Source organism: Corynebacterium sp. H128, assembly GCF_037482625.1.
Lineage (GTDB): Bacteria > Actinomycetota > Actinomycetes > Mycobacteriales > Mycobacteriaceae > Corynebacterium.
Map to the genome: position 1 here is coordinate 343,773 of NZ_JBBHKW010000001.1, position 14,029 is coordinate 357,801.

At 58.3% G+C, this 14,029-nt stretch carries 12 protein-coding genes; 10 read left to right on the forward strand and 2 right to left on the reverse strand.

Features of this window, described 5'->3' with window-relative positions; all coding sequences use genetic code 11:
* The first annotated feature begins 350 nt into the window (after positions 1-350).
* From WG915_RS01595 to WG915_RS01620, 6 genes are all read left to right on the forward strand, one after another.
* The gene (locus tag WG915_RS01595; protein ID WP_339563607.1) at positions 351-848 is read left to right on the forward strand and encodes an FxsA family protein; all 498 of its coding nucleotides are present in this window, start codon (positions 351-353) and stop codon (positions 846-848) included.
* Entirely contained in the window at positions 845-2,290 is a 1,446-nt protein-coding gene (gene lnt / locus WG915_RS01600) for an apolipoprotein N-acyltransferase (RefSeq protein WP_339563608.1), read from the forward strand. The genes WG915_RS01595 and lnt overlap by 4 nt, the downstream gene beginning before the upstream one ends.
* Positions 2,291-2,339: 49 nt before the next feature.
* Entirely contained in the window at positions 2,340-3,143 is an 804-nt protein-coding gene (locus tag WG915_RS01605; protein ID WP_339563609.1) for a polyprenol monophosphomannose synthase, read from the forward strand.
* A 221-nt stretch (positions 3,144-3,364) separates the two neighbouring features.
* Positions 3,365-5,251, forward strand: a complete 1,887-nt coding sequence (locus WG915_RS01610; protein ID WP_339563610.1) for a beta-glucoside-specific PTS transporter subunit IIABC — start codon at positions 3,365-3,367, stop codon at positions 5,249-5,251.
* An 8-nt stretch (positions 5,252-5,259) separates the two neighbouring features.
* Complete coding sequence (gene ascB, locus WG915_RS01615; protein WP_339563611.1) at positions 5,260-6,681, forward strand: 6-phospho-beta-glucosidase; 1,422 nt, start codon at positions 5,260-5,262, stop codon at positions 6,679-6,681.
* 5 nt (positions 6,682-6,686) lie between these two features.
* A complete protein-coding gene (locus WG915_RS01620) occupies positions 6,687-7,538 on the forward strand; it encodes a PRD domain-containing protein (RefSeq protein ID WP_339563612.1) in 852 nt (283 codons plus the stop codon).
* Here WG915_RS01620 and WG915_RS01625 read toward each other — a convergent pair.
* Complete coding sequence (locus tag WG915_RS01625; RefSeq protein WP_339563613.1) at positions 7,535-7,924, reverse strand: RNA polymerase-binding protein RbpA; 390 nt, start codon at positions 7,922-7,924, stop codon at positions 7,535-7,537. The two genes, WG915_RS01620 and WG915_RS01625, sit on opposite strands and share 4 nt — an antisense overlap.
* A gap of 193 nt (positions 7,925-8,117) precedes the next feature.
* Between WG915_RS01625 and WG915_RS01630 the strand changes: the two genes are divergently transcribed.
* The 3 genes from WG915_RS01630 to chrA all read left to right on the forward strand — a co-directional run bounded on the left by WG915_RS01630 (position 8,118) and on the right by chrA (position 11,090).
* Positions 8,118-8,444 (forward strand): hypothetical protein, encoded by a 327-nt coding sequence (locus tag WG915_RS01630; protein ID WP_445227762.1) that lies wholly within the window; start codon positions 8,118-8,120, stop codon positions 8,442-8,444.
* Positions 8,445-8,457: 13 nt separating this feature from the next.
* Positions 8,458-9,156, forward strand: a complete 699-nt coding sequence (locus WG915_RS01635) for a YceI family protein (protein WP_339563615.1) — start codon at positions 8,458-8,460, stop codon at positions 9,154-9,156.
* Between the two features lie 746 nt (positions 9,157-9,902).
* Positions 9,903-11,090 carry a chromate efflux transporter gene (gene chrA, locus WG915_RS01640; RefSeq protein ID WP_445227758.1) on the forward strand — a complete coding sequence of 396 codons (1,188 nt, stop codon included), beginning with the start codon at positions 9,903-9,905 and terminating at the stop codon, positions 11,088-11,090.
* Positions 11,091-11,095: 5 nt separating this feature from the next.
* Here chrA and WG915_RS01645 read toward each other — a convergent pair whose 3' ends face one another.
* Complete coding sequence (locus tag WG915_RS01645) at positions 11,096-12,412, reverse strand: class I SAM-dependent methyltransferase (protein ID WP_339563616.1); 1,317 nt, start codon at positions 12,410-12,412, stop codon at positions 11,096-11,098.
* Positions 12,413-12,615: 203 nt separating this feature from the next.
* Here WG915_RS01645 and WG915_RS01650 point away from each other — a divergent pair, with 203 nt between their 5' ends.
* Positions 12,616-13,944 carry an NAD(P)/FAD-dependent oxidoreductase gene (locus WG915_RS01650; RefSeq protein ID WP_339563617.1) on the forward strand — a complete coding sequence of 443 codons (1,329 nt, stop codon included), beginning with the start codon at positions 12,616-12,618 and terminating at the stop codon, positions 13,942-13,944.
* The last annotated feature ends 85 nt before the right edge of the window (positions 13,945-14,029 follow it).

Here is a 14,029-nt window from a genome sequence, read left to right on the forward strand (position 1 = left end):
GGTGGAATTCCTCCAAACGACTGGCGGGCACAATCGTCACCATTCTTTCCATGGAGTCATTGGCAACGGAGGTGGATCAGCTCGTTTACCGTGTCAGCAGGGAAGACGGCCATCAGGTCTCTCAGCAGAGGACGTGTGGGAATGCTCGCGATAACTGCGAAGAGTCAGGCCGGCGGAGGGCCAAGTCAGCACCTTCTATTCCCTAAACAGGCTTCCTGCGAAAGACGTTAGTTCTCCAGCATGGCTACGCGACGCATCAGGGGCTGGTCCTCTTGTGTCTAACGCCACAGCCAGCCTGTGTAGTCCAGATATTATGCGGTAAGGAATTTTCAAAAGGTAGGGTAGTCATCGTGCCATTGCTCATTGCCATCCCATACTTCATCATCGAGGCGCTCGCCTTCTGGGGCGTTTCCAAACTTATCGGCGTCGGTTGGGCGCTGGTGGCGTTGTTCGTCTGCTTCTTCGGCGGGCTGGTCCTCGCCGCCTTCGAGATGCAACGCATCGGCCGGAGTGCACTCCGGAACCAAGGCCAGGTCAGTGCGGGAAGGATCGCGGGAGATTACGGTCTCATCGCCGCCGGAGCCATTGGCGTGGCCCTGCCGGGATTCGTCACCTTCGTGCTCGGCCTGTTGCTGATCCTGCCTCCGACCCGGGCCTTGTTCCGGGGCATGCTCGCCAAGAAGCTGCGCGTCAAGGTGGAGAACTTGGGCATGCGCGGCTTCGAGGCCACCAATCGCTACCGTCAGGAGGCGAGTTACGGTAGCTTCAAGGACCCTAACAAGTCGGTTATCGACGAAGACGAGATCCAGCAGTGGTCCGACAATCTCGACCCCGAGGACTTTAAGTGAAGCTCCTGATTCGTCTTGCCCTCGCCGCCGGCGGGGGCTACTTGGGTTATGCCTCCTTCGAGCCTCTCGGCTGGTGGTGGGCAGGAATCCTCGGCCTCGCCCTGTTGTGTGTATCTCTCGCCCCGTGGGGGGATCACGAACCCCGCAAGCGCACCGGCGCCCTCCTTGGGCTTGTCTATGGGCTAGCGCTCTACCTGCCGTTACTGCCCTGGGTGGGCGAGTTCGTGGGCACGTTGCCGTGGGTGGCGCTCGCGGTCACGGAGTCGCTTTATTTCATCGTCTTTGGCGCCCTAGCCATCCCGATCGCTCGCTGGCGTCGCTGGGGCGGGCCGGGTCTCGCTCTCTGGTTCGTCGCCGCCGAATACGTTCGCAGCAACTGGCCCTTCGGGGGCTTCGCCTGGGGTCGCCTGGCATGGGGACAGATCGAGGGGCCGCTGGCGCACTGGGCGTCGATAGGCGGTCCCGCGTTGGTCACCTTCGTGGCCGTCCTCGCCGCCGCCTTGCTGGCTAGTCGACGACCAATCCAAGGAGTACTTGCCCTCGGCATCATCCTGTCGGGCCTGCTCATCCCTGCTGGCGGACACGATGTTGGCGACGTGAAGGTCGCCGCGATCCAGGGCAACGTGCCACGAATGGGGTTGGACTTTAATACGCAGCGGCGCGCGGTGCTCGCTAATCACGCACGAGAGACGGGCGAGGTCAAGGAACCTGTTGACTTGGTGATCTGGCCGGAGAACTCCTCGGACGTCAATCCTTTCGCCGACCCGCAGGCGCGGGCGCTCATCGAAGGCGCCGTGGTCAAGGTGGGAGCCCCCACGCTCGTGGGCACCATCACTGTCGACCAGGTCGGGCCTCGCAACACGATGGTCGTGTTCAATCCGGACGGATCGACAGGGGAGTACCACCACAAGAAGTTCCTGCAGCCGTTCGGCGAATACATGCCGTACCGGGACTTTTTCCGGAAGTTCTCCGAGTTTGTGGACCAAGCGGGCAACTTCCAGCCGGGCACCGGCAATGGCGTGGTGACCATGGGGGATGTCAAGGTGGGCATCGCCACCTGTTACGAGGTTGCCTTCGATGCGGCGGCGCGGACGGCCGTCGATAATGGCGCGCAGATCCTAACCACGCCGACTAACAACGCGACTTTTGGTTTTACGGACATGACCTACCAGCAGATGGCGATGAGTCGACTGCGCGCCATCGAGACCGATCGCGCCGTGGTCATCGCGGCGACATCTGGCTCCTCCGCGCTGATCCGGCCGGACGGTTCGATCATCTCCCAGACGAAGATCTTCCAGCCCGCAGTCTTGCAGGACACGCTGCCACTGCGAGATACGAAGACACTAGCGGTGCGTTACGGGACCTATCTGGAGCTGGCACTAGCCTCCTTCGGGGCAGTGTGCGCCCTCCTTGCTTTCCTGCGCAGCCGGAGAGCCGGGTAGACTGTTAACCGCGTTGAGAATCAATTACCAACTTGGGAGAAAACCACTGATGAGTAAGCCAAGCGACCTAACACTGGTCATCATTCCTACCTTTAATGAGCTGGAGAATCTGCCGCTCATCACTGGGCGTGTGCGCAAGGCAACGCCCGAGGTAGACATCCTCATTGTGGACGATAACTCCCCGGACGGCACCGGCGAGGCCGCAGACAAGCTCGCCGCCGAGGACAACCACATCAAGGTGTTGCACCGCACCGAGAAGACCGGCCTACTCGGCGCCTACCTCGCCGGCTTCAAGTGGGGCCTCGAGCAGGGCTACCAGGTCCTGTGCGAAATGGATGCGGACGGCTCCCATGCTCCAGAGCAGCTCCACCTGCTCCTGGAGAAGATCGACGCAGGCGCAGACCTTGTCATCGGCTCCCGCTATATCCCAGGCGGCAAAGTGGTTAACTGGCCGAAGAAGCGTTGGCTGCTGTCCAAGGGCGGCAACACCTACATCGGCCTAGCGCTAGGCACCGGGCTGTCCGATATGACCGCCGGATACCGCGCTTTCCGACGCGAATTGCTCGAATCCCTCGACTTCGATGAACTCTCCGCAGCCGGTTACATCTTCCAGGTAGACGTGGCTCGCCGCGCGGTCACGGACGGCTGGGATGTCGTAGAGGTCCCCATTACGTTCACCGAGCGCGAGATCGGCGAATCCAAGCTCGATGGTTCCTTTGTCAAGGATTCCTTGCTAGAGGTAACCAAGTGGGGCATCGCGCACCGTGGCGAGCAGATCAAGGACCTCGCCGAAGCAATGGTCGGATTGGCGAAGTACGAGCTAGAAAACAAGCGCAAGAAGCGTCTGTACTAGCTTGCGGTGTGATTTCGATCATTTCGATCCGGAATTGCCGCGAAATATGAGAAGCTAAGGAAGTCAACTTCCCTGATAGGGGAGGCTAGGGAGTGTAACCCTCGAAAAGTGAGGGGCAAGACCTGAGACGCTCATCGGCTTATGCCCGAGACCATGCGGTCTCGGGTCTTTTCTTTTCCCACAGCCTTTTCGGCAGGGTCCATCGGAAAGGAAAGATTGCCATGGTCACAAAGCAGGATTTTGCTCCACTGGCGCAGAGTGTGCTGGACGCGATCGGCGGTCCAGACAACGTTCGCACGTTCACGCACTGTGCCACCCGATTGCGGTTTAAGGTGGCCGACCCACGCCGCGTCGATGAATCCGCTGTATCAGATATCTCCGGGGTGCTCTCCCTTGTCAAAGCCGGTGGGCAGCACCAAGTGGTGATCGGTAACGACGTTCCCTTGGCTTACCAGGCGCTAGCGACATTACCCGGGATGGCGGCCAAGGCTACCAAGGACAGCTCAGCAACCCCGGCCGCGGATTCCGGCCCGAAGTCCAAGAACCCACTGAACGCCTTCATGGATTTGATCTCTGCGCTGTTCACACCTTTGGTGTGGTGCCTGGCAGGGCTCGGCCTGGGAAAGGCCTTCCTCGGGCTAGCCACCAACTTCGGCTGGTTAGCAGCTGACTCCGACACCTACCTGGTGTTCAACGCATGTTTTGATGCCTTCTTCTACTTCCTGCCGATCTTCATCGCCGATACGGCCGCACGGAAATTCAAGGTCAACACCTATATTGCGATGGCTACAGTCGCGCCGCTGGTCTACCCGGCGATCGTTGCCTTTTCGGAACGCAGCGACGTCCAGCTGTTCGGAATCCCAGTGTCCGCGGCTTCCTACACGTCCTCCGTTATCGCCCCGATTTTTGCGGTGTGGCTCGCAGGGTTCCTCCAACGTGGGCTGGAACGACTGCTCCCGGGAGCACTGCGTAACTTCCTCACCCCGCTCATCGTCGTGGCGGTCATGGTTCCCGTGGTGTTGCTGACCATTGGCCCTGCCACCGTGTGGGCATCTCAAACGATTGCAGACGGTATCAACTACCTCTTCGTCCACGCGCCTTGGCTCGGCGGCGCAGTGATGGGTGCGTTCTGGCAAGTCTTGGTGATCTTCGGACTGCACTGGGCCTTCGTCCCAGTCTTCTTGAATGAGCTGGCCATCGACGGGCATAGCTTCATGCTGGGGGCGCTTATGGCACCGGTCCTCGCACAAGCAGCCGCCGCACTAGCCGTGTTCCTGCGTACCAAGAACCAAAACCGCAAGAAGGTGGCCGGTGCCGGCGTCATCTCCGGCTTCCTCGCTGGTGTTACGGAACCTATCGTCTACGGTGTCAACCTGCCACTGAAGCTCCCGTTCTACGCTGGCTGCCTCGGCGGTGCCGTGGGTGGCGCGATTATCGCAATGGGCGGTAATGCAATGAACTCCTTCGTCTTCCCCTCGCTCATGGCGCTACCGGCTGCGATGCATTATGGCTCGTTTAACGCGCAGCTCCTTGGCTCCGGAGTCGCAATCCTGATCGCATTCATCGGATCGTGGGTATTGACTCCGTCCGCGGAGCGGCAGCATGAGATGGCAGCGACGGCTGTCGAAACGCACGTAGCGCCGACTACTAACACCATTTCCGCGCCTATCGACGGCAGGCTGATTCCACTCGATCAAGTCCCTGACAAGGTGTTCGCCTCGGGCGCGATGGGGGAGGGCGCGGCAATCGAACCGACAGGTGGCGGCGTGATTAACGTGATTGCACCGATCACTGGCACGGTGCTCGCCGCACCAAAGTCCGGGCATGCTTATGGAATCAAGGGGAATAATGGGGTGGAAGTGCTGGTCCACCTCGGGATCGACACAGTGCAATTGCGCGGAGAGGGGTTTAACATCGGCGTCGATAAGGGCGCGGTAGTCACCGCCGGGCAGGTCATCGGCACTGCAGACCTCGACGTAATCCGCCAGGCCGGATACCAAGCGACGACCATGCTGATCGTCACCAATTCCAAGAAGCTCACAAAGGTTTCGCCGCGTACCTCCGGTACTGCGTCCGCCGGTGAGCAACTCATCGACATCGAACTATAGGAGCAGACATGTTTCCAGATAACTTCCTGTGGGGCGGCGCGACAGCCGCAAACCAAATCGAAGGCGCCTATGACGAAGGGGGCAAGGGGCTATCGATCCAAGATGTGATGCCGGACGGCCTGGCCACTTTGTCTTCTCCCGAACCAACTCCCGAGAACCTCAAGCTCGTGGCCATCGATTTCTATCATCGCTACGCCGAAGACATCAAACTCTTTGCGGAAATGGGCTTTAAGACCTTCCGATTCTCCATCGCCTGGTCCCGAATTTTCCCCCGCGGTGACGAGGCCGAGCCGAATGAGGAAGGGCTGGCATTTTATGACCGAGTCCTCGACGAGCTGGAAAAGTATGGCATCGAGCCGTTGGTGACGCTCTCACACTATGAGACCCCCTTGGCGCTGGCCCGCGAATACGGCGGCTGGCGCGACCGCAGGCTCATCGACTTCTTCGCTCGCTACGCCCGCACCGTATTTGAGCGCTACCGGGGCCGCGTGAAGTACTGGCTCACCTTCAACGAGATCAATGCCATCCTGCACAATCCATTCATGGCCGGCGGCATCGAAGTCGCTCGCAAGGAAGTTACCTCCCAGGAGCTCTACCAGGCCATTCACCATGAGCTAGTGGCCAGTGCATTAGTCACCAAAATCGCGCACGAGATTGATCCGGAGAACCAGATCGGGTGCATGGTCATCGCGATCCCGCGCTATCCGCTGACCTCCAAACCCACCGACCAGCGGGCAGCGCAGTGGCAGTCCCAAGTGGACATGGCGTTCGGCGACATCCACGTTTACGGCGAATACCCCGCCGCGTTGCAACGCGTCTTCCGGGAAGAAGGCGTAGCCATCGAATGGGGGCCGAATGATGCCGCGCTGCTGAAAGAAAACACCGTCGACTTCGTATCCTTCTCCTATTACATGTCCGTAGGGGAGACCGCCGACCCGAGTTCTGCTACCACCGGTGGCGGAAATGTCATGGGTGGCTATGTCAACCCTGAGGTTCCAGTATCCGAGTGGGGCTGGGCTATCGACCCTGTGGGTTTGCGCATCATCGCGAATACGATGTGGGACCGCTGGCACAAGCCACTGTTCGTCGTCGAAAATGGTCTGGGAGCGCGCGATGAGCTTATCGACGGCGGCCCCGACGGCAAAACAGTCGCCGATGACTACCGCATCTCCTACCTGAATGACCATCTCTACCAGCTGGGGTTGGCAATTGGCGATGGGATTCCCGTGATGGGCTACACCACCTGGGGTTGCATCGACCTAGTTTCGGCATCAACCGCCCAAATGTCCAAACGCTACGGTTTCATCTATGTGGATCGTAATGATGACGGCACCGGGACGCTGGCACGCTACCGCAAGCAGTCCTTTGATTGGTACAAGCAGGTGATCGAGTCAAACGGTGCTTCGCTGAAGAAGCCTTCGGTAGGTTAGAAGCTGTGAAGGTGATCAGGGCATTGAACAACAACGTCGTGCTGTCTCAAAAGCCAGATGGCACGGAGGTTGTGCTCACCGGATGGGGAATAGGCTTCCAGAAGCGACCTGGTGATTCCATCGACGCAGCGGAAGCGACCCGGATCTTCGTCCCGGAGAGAGCGCTAGACACTCATCGCATGGCCGGGCTGCTCGCGGCGATCCCACTTGGCTACTTGGATATGGCAACTCGCGCGTTGGAAGCTGTTCGGAACCAGCTACCGGTGGCAGTATCGTCGGCCACCATAGTTTCCCTGGCAGATCACCTCCACATGGCAATGCAAAGGCTGCGTTTGGATCCAAGTCCACGCGCAAATCCTCTGGCTGCAGAAGTGGTCCATCTCTATCCCACCGAATTTGCTATCGCAGGTCAGATACTTGCGCAGATCAACCAGGAGATCGAGCCGCCACTGCCGGATTCTGAGAAGGTCGCCATCGCCTTACACCTGGTCAATGCGGGATTCCGCACGGCGGATTTAACTTCCACTTTCGCCATGACTGATGTGTTTCCTCAGCTCTTAGGTATCATCTCGGAGGCTTTCGACCTGGAAATTGACCCAACGGGCGTCAACGCCGCGCGCTTTATCACCCATATGCGTTACTTTTTCATCCGGGCCGCACACGGCCAACAACTGCAGGATGGGGCTGAGGCGCTGTGGGAGTCGTTAGCGGCCACTCAGCCTTTAGTGGTCGATTGTGCACAGAAGCTTGCTACGATCCTGCAGCTGCGCCTTGGCACGGAGCTCACAAAAGACGAAATCGCCTACCTAGCGCTGCACATTGCGCGATTGGTAGGCGATAGGTCGCCGGGGGATTAACCCTGGGCCTGCTGTGCGGCCTCTTCTTGTTGTTGCTTGAGTAGGCGGGCGGCGTTACGACGACGCTTGCGCAGCAGCTCCACGCGCTCTTCAAGCAGCGTGTCGAGTTCTTCTAGGCTACGACGCTCGCGCAGCATGTCCCAGTGGGTACGCGGCGGCTTGATTTCCTTAGAGTCTTGGCCTTCGCCCTCCATGAGGGTGCCCATTTGGCCGTTCTTGCACATCCAGGTGCTAGGAATTTCAGCATCGTCTGCGAAGGGGACCTCGTAAACCTCACCGGTATCGGTCTTGTATTTGACCAATTGGCGTGGCGCGAGGTCGTGGTCTCGATCCGTTTCATAAGAAACGGCGCCCATGCGGCTGCCACGAAGTACGCGATCTGCCATGTAAGTTCAGTCCTTTATTGTCTAGGGGACGGTACCCGATTGTTTGCACACCCACAAAAAGGTGGACACGGGAGAATATTTGGCCATTATAGCTGTTGTTGGTGCGTCTATGCACGTGGGGTTTAGGAAGAGGCCTGAAGAATAAGCTATGGTGAACTGCGTGAAACCGTATTCATCTTCGGCAGGCTCCGCTGTGGATTCTACGAAGGAAGTCACGTGTGCTTGGTGCGGAAAGCAGATCGATGCTTCTGGGCGTGGACGCCCAAAGAAGTATTGTGGCCAATCCTGCCGGCAACGAGCCTACGAGCAACGCAGTAACGTCGCAGGCACGAGTATCCCAGCCGAGGCAGTGATACTGCGTCCAGAAAAGGTTTCGCAGCTCAAGGATTCGCTCTTCGAACTGCGTTGCAGCGCGGAGGACATAGCGACGGCAGCGTCGGAAGGCGCAACCGGTGAAGAACTACGCGAGCTGTGTGAAGATTTAGTCGAGCTTACTCGCGCTATTGAGAAACTACGTTAGGTTGAAACCGAACATGCAGAAGACCTATAACAACAAACTGGTCATCGCGGCCGTTGTCGCGATCCTGACGATCGCTCTGGTCAGCGTAGTTCCCGTGGCATACAAGGCCTACATGACTCCTGGTGTGAAAACTGAGGGTATTACGGTCGAGGGGGCTAAGAATGCCTCTACGGATTTCAATGGCAATTGGACTGTGACAAAGGCAGCTCCTGGTAACCCGACCTCTGTGGGGTACACCTTTTGGGAGATCCTGCCGGGTGAGCGGCGCGCCACCTCGGGTAGCACTAAGGATGCCTCTGGAGATGTAGCTATTGAAAATGGCAAGCTCACCAAGGCCAACATTACTATTGACATGGCAACAATTGAAACGGACCGCCAGAAGCGCGACATCAACGTTCGCATGAAGCTACTGGAGACCGATTCCTATCCGACAGCCACCTTCGTCGCCGATGAGAACGCGAACGTAGATGTCAGCCACATCCCAGAAAATGCAAGCATCGGCCAAGTGACGGTTCCCGGCACGCTAACCATTCACGGCGTCTCCAAGCATATCGACGCCAAGCTGGACGTCCTGCGTACCGGAGAGAACCTTGTCGTGGGCGCAGCGATCCCGATTAATCGCTTGGACTACGGCGTAGAAACTCCAGATTTTGTGGCAGCGAAAATCGATGCCGAGGGCCATCTCAACATCCGCCTGGCACTGGAGAAGTAACTAATGCAGCAACGCATGATTCCGTGGCTTTGGCTACGACTCGTAGGAATCCTTGGGTTCTTTGTGTTCGTACTGACACGGGACATGCCGCTAGTAGCGTTCATTGCGCTGGCATTGTTCGTCTTAACAAGTTTTCAACTCAAATCTGCCTATCGAGCTAAGAGCGAGAACCCAGGGCAATAACGTCACTGTGACATTAAAGGCCACATAAGCGGCAAATGTAGCAATTGTCCGATAATGTACATTATGTCAAATAGGAGTTGTGGGTACAGCGTCCCCTAATCCGCTCGCCATGCCGCCCCGCATGCGTGCTCGCTCTTTTCCCACCGACCCGAGAACCTTCACGGGACACTGAAACCAAGTGCTGCATCAACTAAGGACGCAGTCACACCAAAAGCCGTCGAGCAAATGTTGGCCGCAACACTAGACGGCGATTATCTCCTTGGTTACACTCGGGCCTAAGTTTCCGAATCTGATTTATAGATTCAGTTACTTAATACTGCAACCTCACAACCTGAAGGAGATTTCAATGTTCACTGATCTAATGCTAGCGATTAATCACTTTCTCACCAACCTTACTGGCCTGTCGATGATGCCGATCGCGTTGAGCGCCATACCGTTTTTGCGGGCGGGTTATTAAGGCGCACAAAGAACGTGGCCGGAACCCAAGAGATACGCCCTAAGCTTCCAGAGAGAACCACCGCCTACCCTGCACAGTGCACTTGGCAACCATAGACTGAGCAACTATGACTGCTCGCTCTAAGATGCCCACCCACGCTGCACTTGAAGTGCTCACTGTATTCACCAGGCTCGGGCTCACATCTTTTGGTGGCCCGACTGCTCACTTGGGCTATTTCAAGACGGCATTCGTGGACGAACGTCGCTGGCTCAGCGAGGCTTCCTATGCCAACACTGTGGCCTTGTGCCAATTCTTACCGGGCCCAGCATCTTCACAAGTTGGAATGGTCATCGGATTTCGGCGAGCTGGGTATCTCGGCATGCTCATGGCATGGCTGGCTTTCACCCTGCCCTCTGCAGCTATTCTGACCGCATTCGCACTGTTACTCAAAGACAGCGACCTTGTTGATCCCAACAGTGGCTGGCTCAAAGGCCTCCTCGCTGCTGCCGTCGCAGTGGTCTTTCACGCAGTGGCGGGTATGGCTAGAAACTTGGCGCATTCCAAAGCCACCGCAACGATTGCCGTGGCGGCCGGGCTCGCGATACTCACGGCCCCGAGTCCGTGGACCCATATCGCAGTCATTGCTCTCGCCGCGCTGTTCGGAATACGTTTTTGCTCCGCCAGCGAGCCAAGTAGTACCGACGGTATCCATTCCGTGCCACGATCGGTCGCGCTTTCTTCTCTCACTGTGCTCGTCCTAGCTCTAGTGTCACTCCCCTTCCTCGCTAGGTTCACCGGCAGTCATCTAATTTCACTCATCAACGCATACTTCGGCTCCGGTGCGCTTGTCTTTGGCGGTGGCCACGTGGTGATGCCGCTATTGGAGCAACACACGGTAGCTACAGGCTGGGTCAGTGAAACAGAATTTCTGGCTGGCTATTCCGCAGCTCAGGCCGTCCCTGGTCCCCTTTTCACGTTCGCGTCTTTCCTAGGAGCGGCCGACATAGGTATTCCGGGAGCATTGCTGGCCACGATATCGATCTTCGCCCCGTCAGCACTGCTGGTGCTCTTCGGCCTGCATTATTGGGATCGACTCTCCCACTCGCTTGTCACCCGCAAAGCCTTCGCGGGCGCTAATGCTGCCGTCGTCGGCCTGCTCGCAGCCGCGCTCTACAACCCAGTGTTCACCCACGGTATTACCGGGATCCCTAGCCTGAGCATCACAGCACTGTGTTGGTTAGGAATGGCAAAGTGGCAGGTGCCTGCCTGGGCCATCGCTCTTGGCGCAGCGCTCGCAGGCTGGGTGCTGTTCTAGCTCGCTTAACGACGCCCCGAACGATTCCTACTGGTCAACGTCAGTTGCACCGCGTCTAGACATCCCAGCTGGAAGAGCGCTTCCAACAAGGCATAGTGGTAAATCCACATCCGGCGGAAAACCGGGTCATAGCCCGCGGCCGCGGCTTCTCGTAGGTTGCCCTCAAAGGTTTCTCGCTGCAATCTTAGGGTCGCTAGATAGTGGGCACCGAAGTGCTTTTCAGCGATGATCCGCAAGCCGGTTTCTTTATCGACGAGTTGGTGGATTTCTCTGGTCGTCGAGAAGCGAAGAGCCGGCCACACATAGCCGCGCAGGACCGACAGCGCCTCACGACTATTCGGCCCAAAGGTTTCCGTCGCCACTACTGTCTGCATGCCGATGAAGCCGCCGATGGTGAGCATCCGATCAAGGGAACGCAGGAACCCAACGCGACCGGTCTTGCCCATGTGCTCGAACTTCTCCAAGGACAGGATGCAGTCATAGCGACCACGCCAGTCCTCACGGGTCGGAATGGGATGCTCCAGCAAGTAAGGGTGGACGTGATCCGAGGCCCCGTTGAGGATAATAAATTCATCAAGGGCGAGGCGGTGTTCCTCATCTGAAGTGAGCACATCAACCGTGGCGCCACGTGCCGAGGCCTGCAGTGCCAAAGCACCGCCGGAACTTGGAAACTCCAGAACATCCGAGCCACTGCCAACGTGACTGGCATCCAGCACACTGTCTGCGGCGCGCAGCTGCGCATCACCCAGATCTGCCCGTTCCACATCTATCGGGGCCGCTAGCGAGGTGACATCCACGAAATGGGTCGCCGGTTCACTACCCCGCCCTGCACCCGAGACGAAGCTCTTCATCGCGGTGCGCACTGTCGTCGGCACACCAGAGGCAAACAACCCTCCGAACGTGCTCACCCCATCTGTGGAACACAGCTGAACTAGGTCCGAGGGCAGCTCAGCGCCGTCACCGCGGTCTTTTCCAGAAAGCCCACGGAAGGAACGCGGGGTACGCAGGGAAAAACCGCTGGCCAGGAGCTTTGCCAACACAGCAGGCAAGTCTTCTGCGGTCCACTCCCCGGCCATGTAGGACTCGGCTAGGCCCAGCCACCCAGACTCCGCTAGCCGAACAAACAGCTCCTCATGGAGGACAACCACGTCGGGGTGTGGCCCCTCAAGTGTTATTGCAGCCTTGGCACAGGCAGTGGCGAACAGTCGTTCTGCGCGACGCGTGCGCATGTTGAGGAGCATCCCAGGCTCTGGGACGTTGACGATCGCCGGCCAAGTCTCTGGATCAGCAGTCGAGAGATGATCGGGAATATAGGTTGCCACCGAGTTTGGCCTCCAATCATCGCTAACACGCGGGAACAGTGACAGCTTAGTTTGCCCGCTGGTGACACTAGAGAAGCGACACGGAAACGGCAGCTTTCCATAACGAAATTTTCGCCGTCTGACCTTGAATGTGACCACTATCCCAGCAGGGTCTACTATTAGTATGCAACCCGTTTTCTTCAGCATTCAGGAGCACCATTTTCATGACCGAGCAGCCTTTTCGCCCATCCGGTGGTCGCCACCACGTCGTCGTCATCGGATCCGGCTTCGGCGGATTGTTCGCGACCAAGCGCCTTAAGAAGGCCGATGTTGATGTCACCCTCATCGACCGCACCAATCACCACCTCTTCCAGCCACTGCTCTACCAAGTAGCAACTGGCCTGCTCGCCTCTGGCGAAATTGCTCCCGCGACTCGCCAGATCCTTGCCGAGCAGGACAATGCCTCCGTGGTCAAGGCGCGCGTGACTGACATCGATATCAAAGCACAGACCGTCACCACCCAGCTGGGCAACAACACCAAGATCTTTAGCTACGATTCCTTGATCGTTGCTGCTGGCGCCGGTCAGTCTTACTTCGGAAACGATCACTTCGCTGAGTTCGCACCGGGTATGAAGTCTATTGATGACGCCCTAGAGATCCGTGCCCGACTGATGGAGGCCTTCGAGCGCGCCGACATGACGGAGGACATGGAAAAGCGTGAGCGCTACATGACCTTCACCATCGTCGGTGCCGGCCCAACCGGTGTCGAGCTCGCTGGCCAGATTGCTGAAATGGCCAACCGCACTCTGAAGGATCAGTACAGCAACATCGATCCTTCCCAGGCCAAGATCATCCTGCTCGACGGCGCCCCACAGGTCCTGCCCCCATTCGGCAAGCGCTTGGGCCGCAATGCGCAGCGCCGCCTGGAAAAGCTCGGCGTCACCGTCGTGCTCAACTCCATGGTCACCGATGTCAACGAGCAGGCCATCACTGTTAAGAACATGAAGGACGAGTCCGTTCAGGTCATCCCATCCTTCTGCAAGATCTGGTCCGCAGGCGTCGCAGCTAGCCCACTGTCCAAGATGGTGGCCGAGCAGGCCGGTACGGAAACCGACCGCGCAGGTCGCGCGATTGTCAACGACGACCTCACTGTCGGCGACTACAAGAACGTCTTCCTGGTTGGTGACATGGCCAACTACGAGAACCTTCCGGGCGTTGCACAGGTAGCAATGCAGGGCGGCGAATACGCAGCCGAGCAGATCATCCTCGAGCTGGAGGGCCGCTCCAACACCGAACGCCCTAAGTTCGAGTACTTTGACAAGGGCTCCATGGCGACCGTCGCCCGCTACTCTGCAGTGGTGAAGATGGGCAAGATCGAGGCTACCGGCCTCATCGGCTGGCTCATGTGGCTCGCAGTGCACATCATGTTCCTGGTGGGCTACCGCAACCGTTGGACCGCCGCGTGGGCGTGGGGACTCAACGTTCTCTCCCCTAAGCGTTGGCAGATGACCGTTACTGACCAGCAGCGTAAGGCTCGCGGCTTCCTCGAGTAATAGCGCCCGCTTCCCTCATTCCCCCGTGGCCTCTGCGACAATCAACCGCTGCCACGGGGGTTAGTTATAGCTGCAAGGAGACGCA

What these genes read in the sequence shown, in the direction of transcription:
- WG915_RS01605 (WP_339563609.1), top strand. Translation starts at nt 2,340, where the DNA reads ATGAGTAAGCCAAGCGACCTAACACTGGTCATCATTCCTACCTTTAAT.
- WG915_RS01610 (WP_339563610.1), top strand. Translation starts at nt 3,365, where the DNA reads ATGGTCACAAAGCAGGATTTTGCTCCACTGGCGCAGAGTGTGCTGGAC.
- ascB (WP_339563611.1), top strand. Translation starts at nt 5,260, where the DNA reads ATGTTTCCAGATAACTTCCTGTGGGGCGGCGCGACAGCCGCAAACCAA.
- WG915_RS01625 (WP_339563613.1), bottom strand. Translation starts at nt 7,924, where the DNA reads ATGGCAGATCGCGTACTTCGTGGCAGCCGCATGGGCGCCGTTTCTTAT.
- WG915_RS01635 (WP_339563615.1), top strand. Translation starts at nt 8,458, where the DNA reads ATGCAGAAGACCTATAACAACAAACTGGTCATCGCGGCCGTTGTCGCG.
- chrA (WP_445227758.1), top strand. Translation starts at nt 9,903, where the DNA reads ATGACTGCTCGCTCTAAGATGCCCACCCACGCTGCACTTGAAGTGCTC.
- WG915_RS01650 (WP_339563617.1), top strand. Translation starts at nt 12,616, where the DNA reads ATGACCGAGCAGCCTTTTCGCCCATCCGGTGGTCGCCACCACGTCGTC.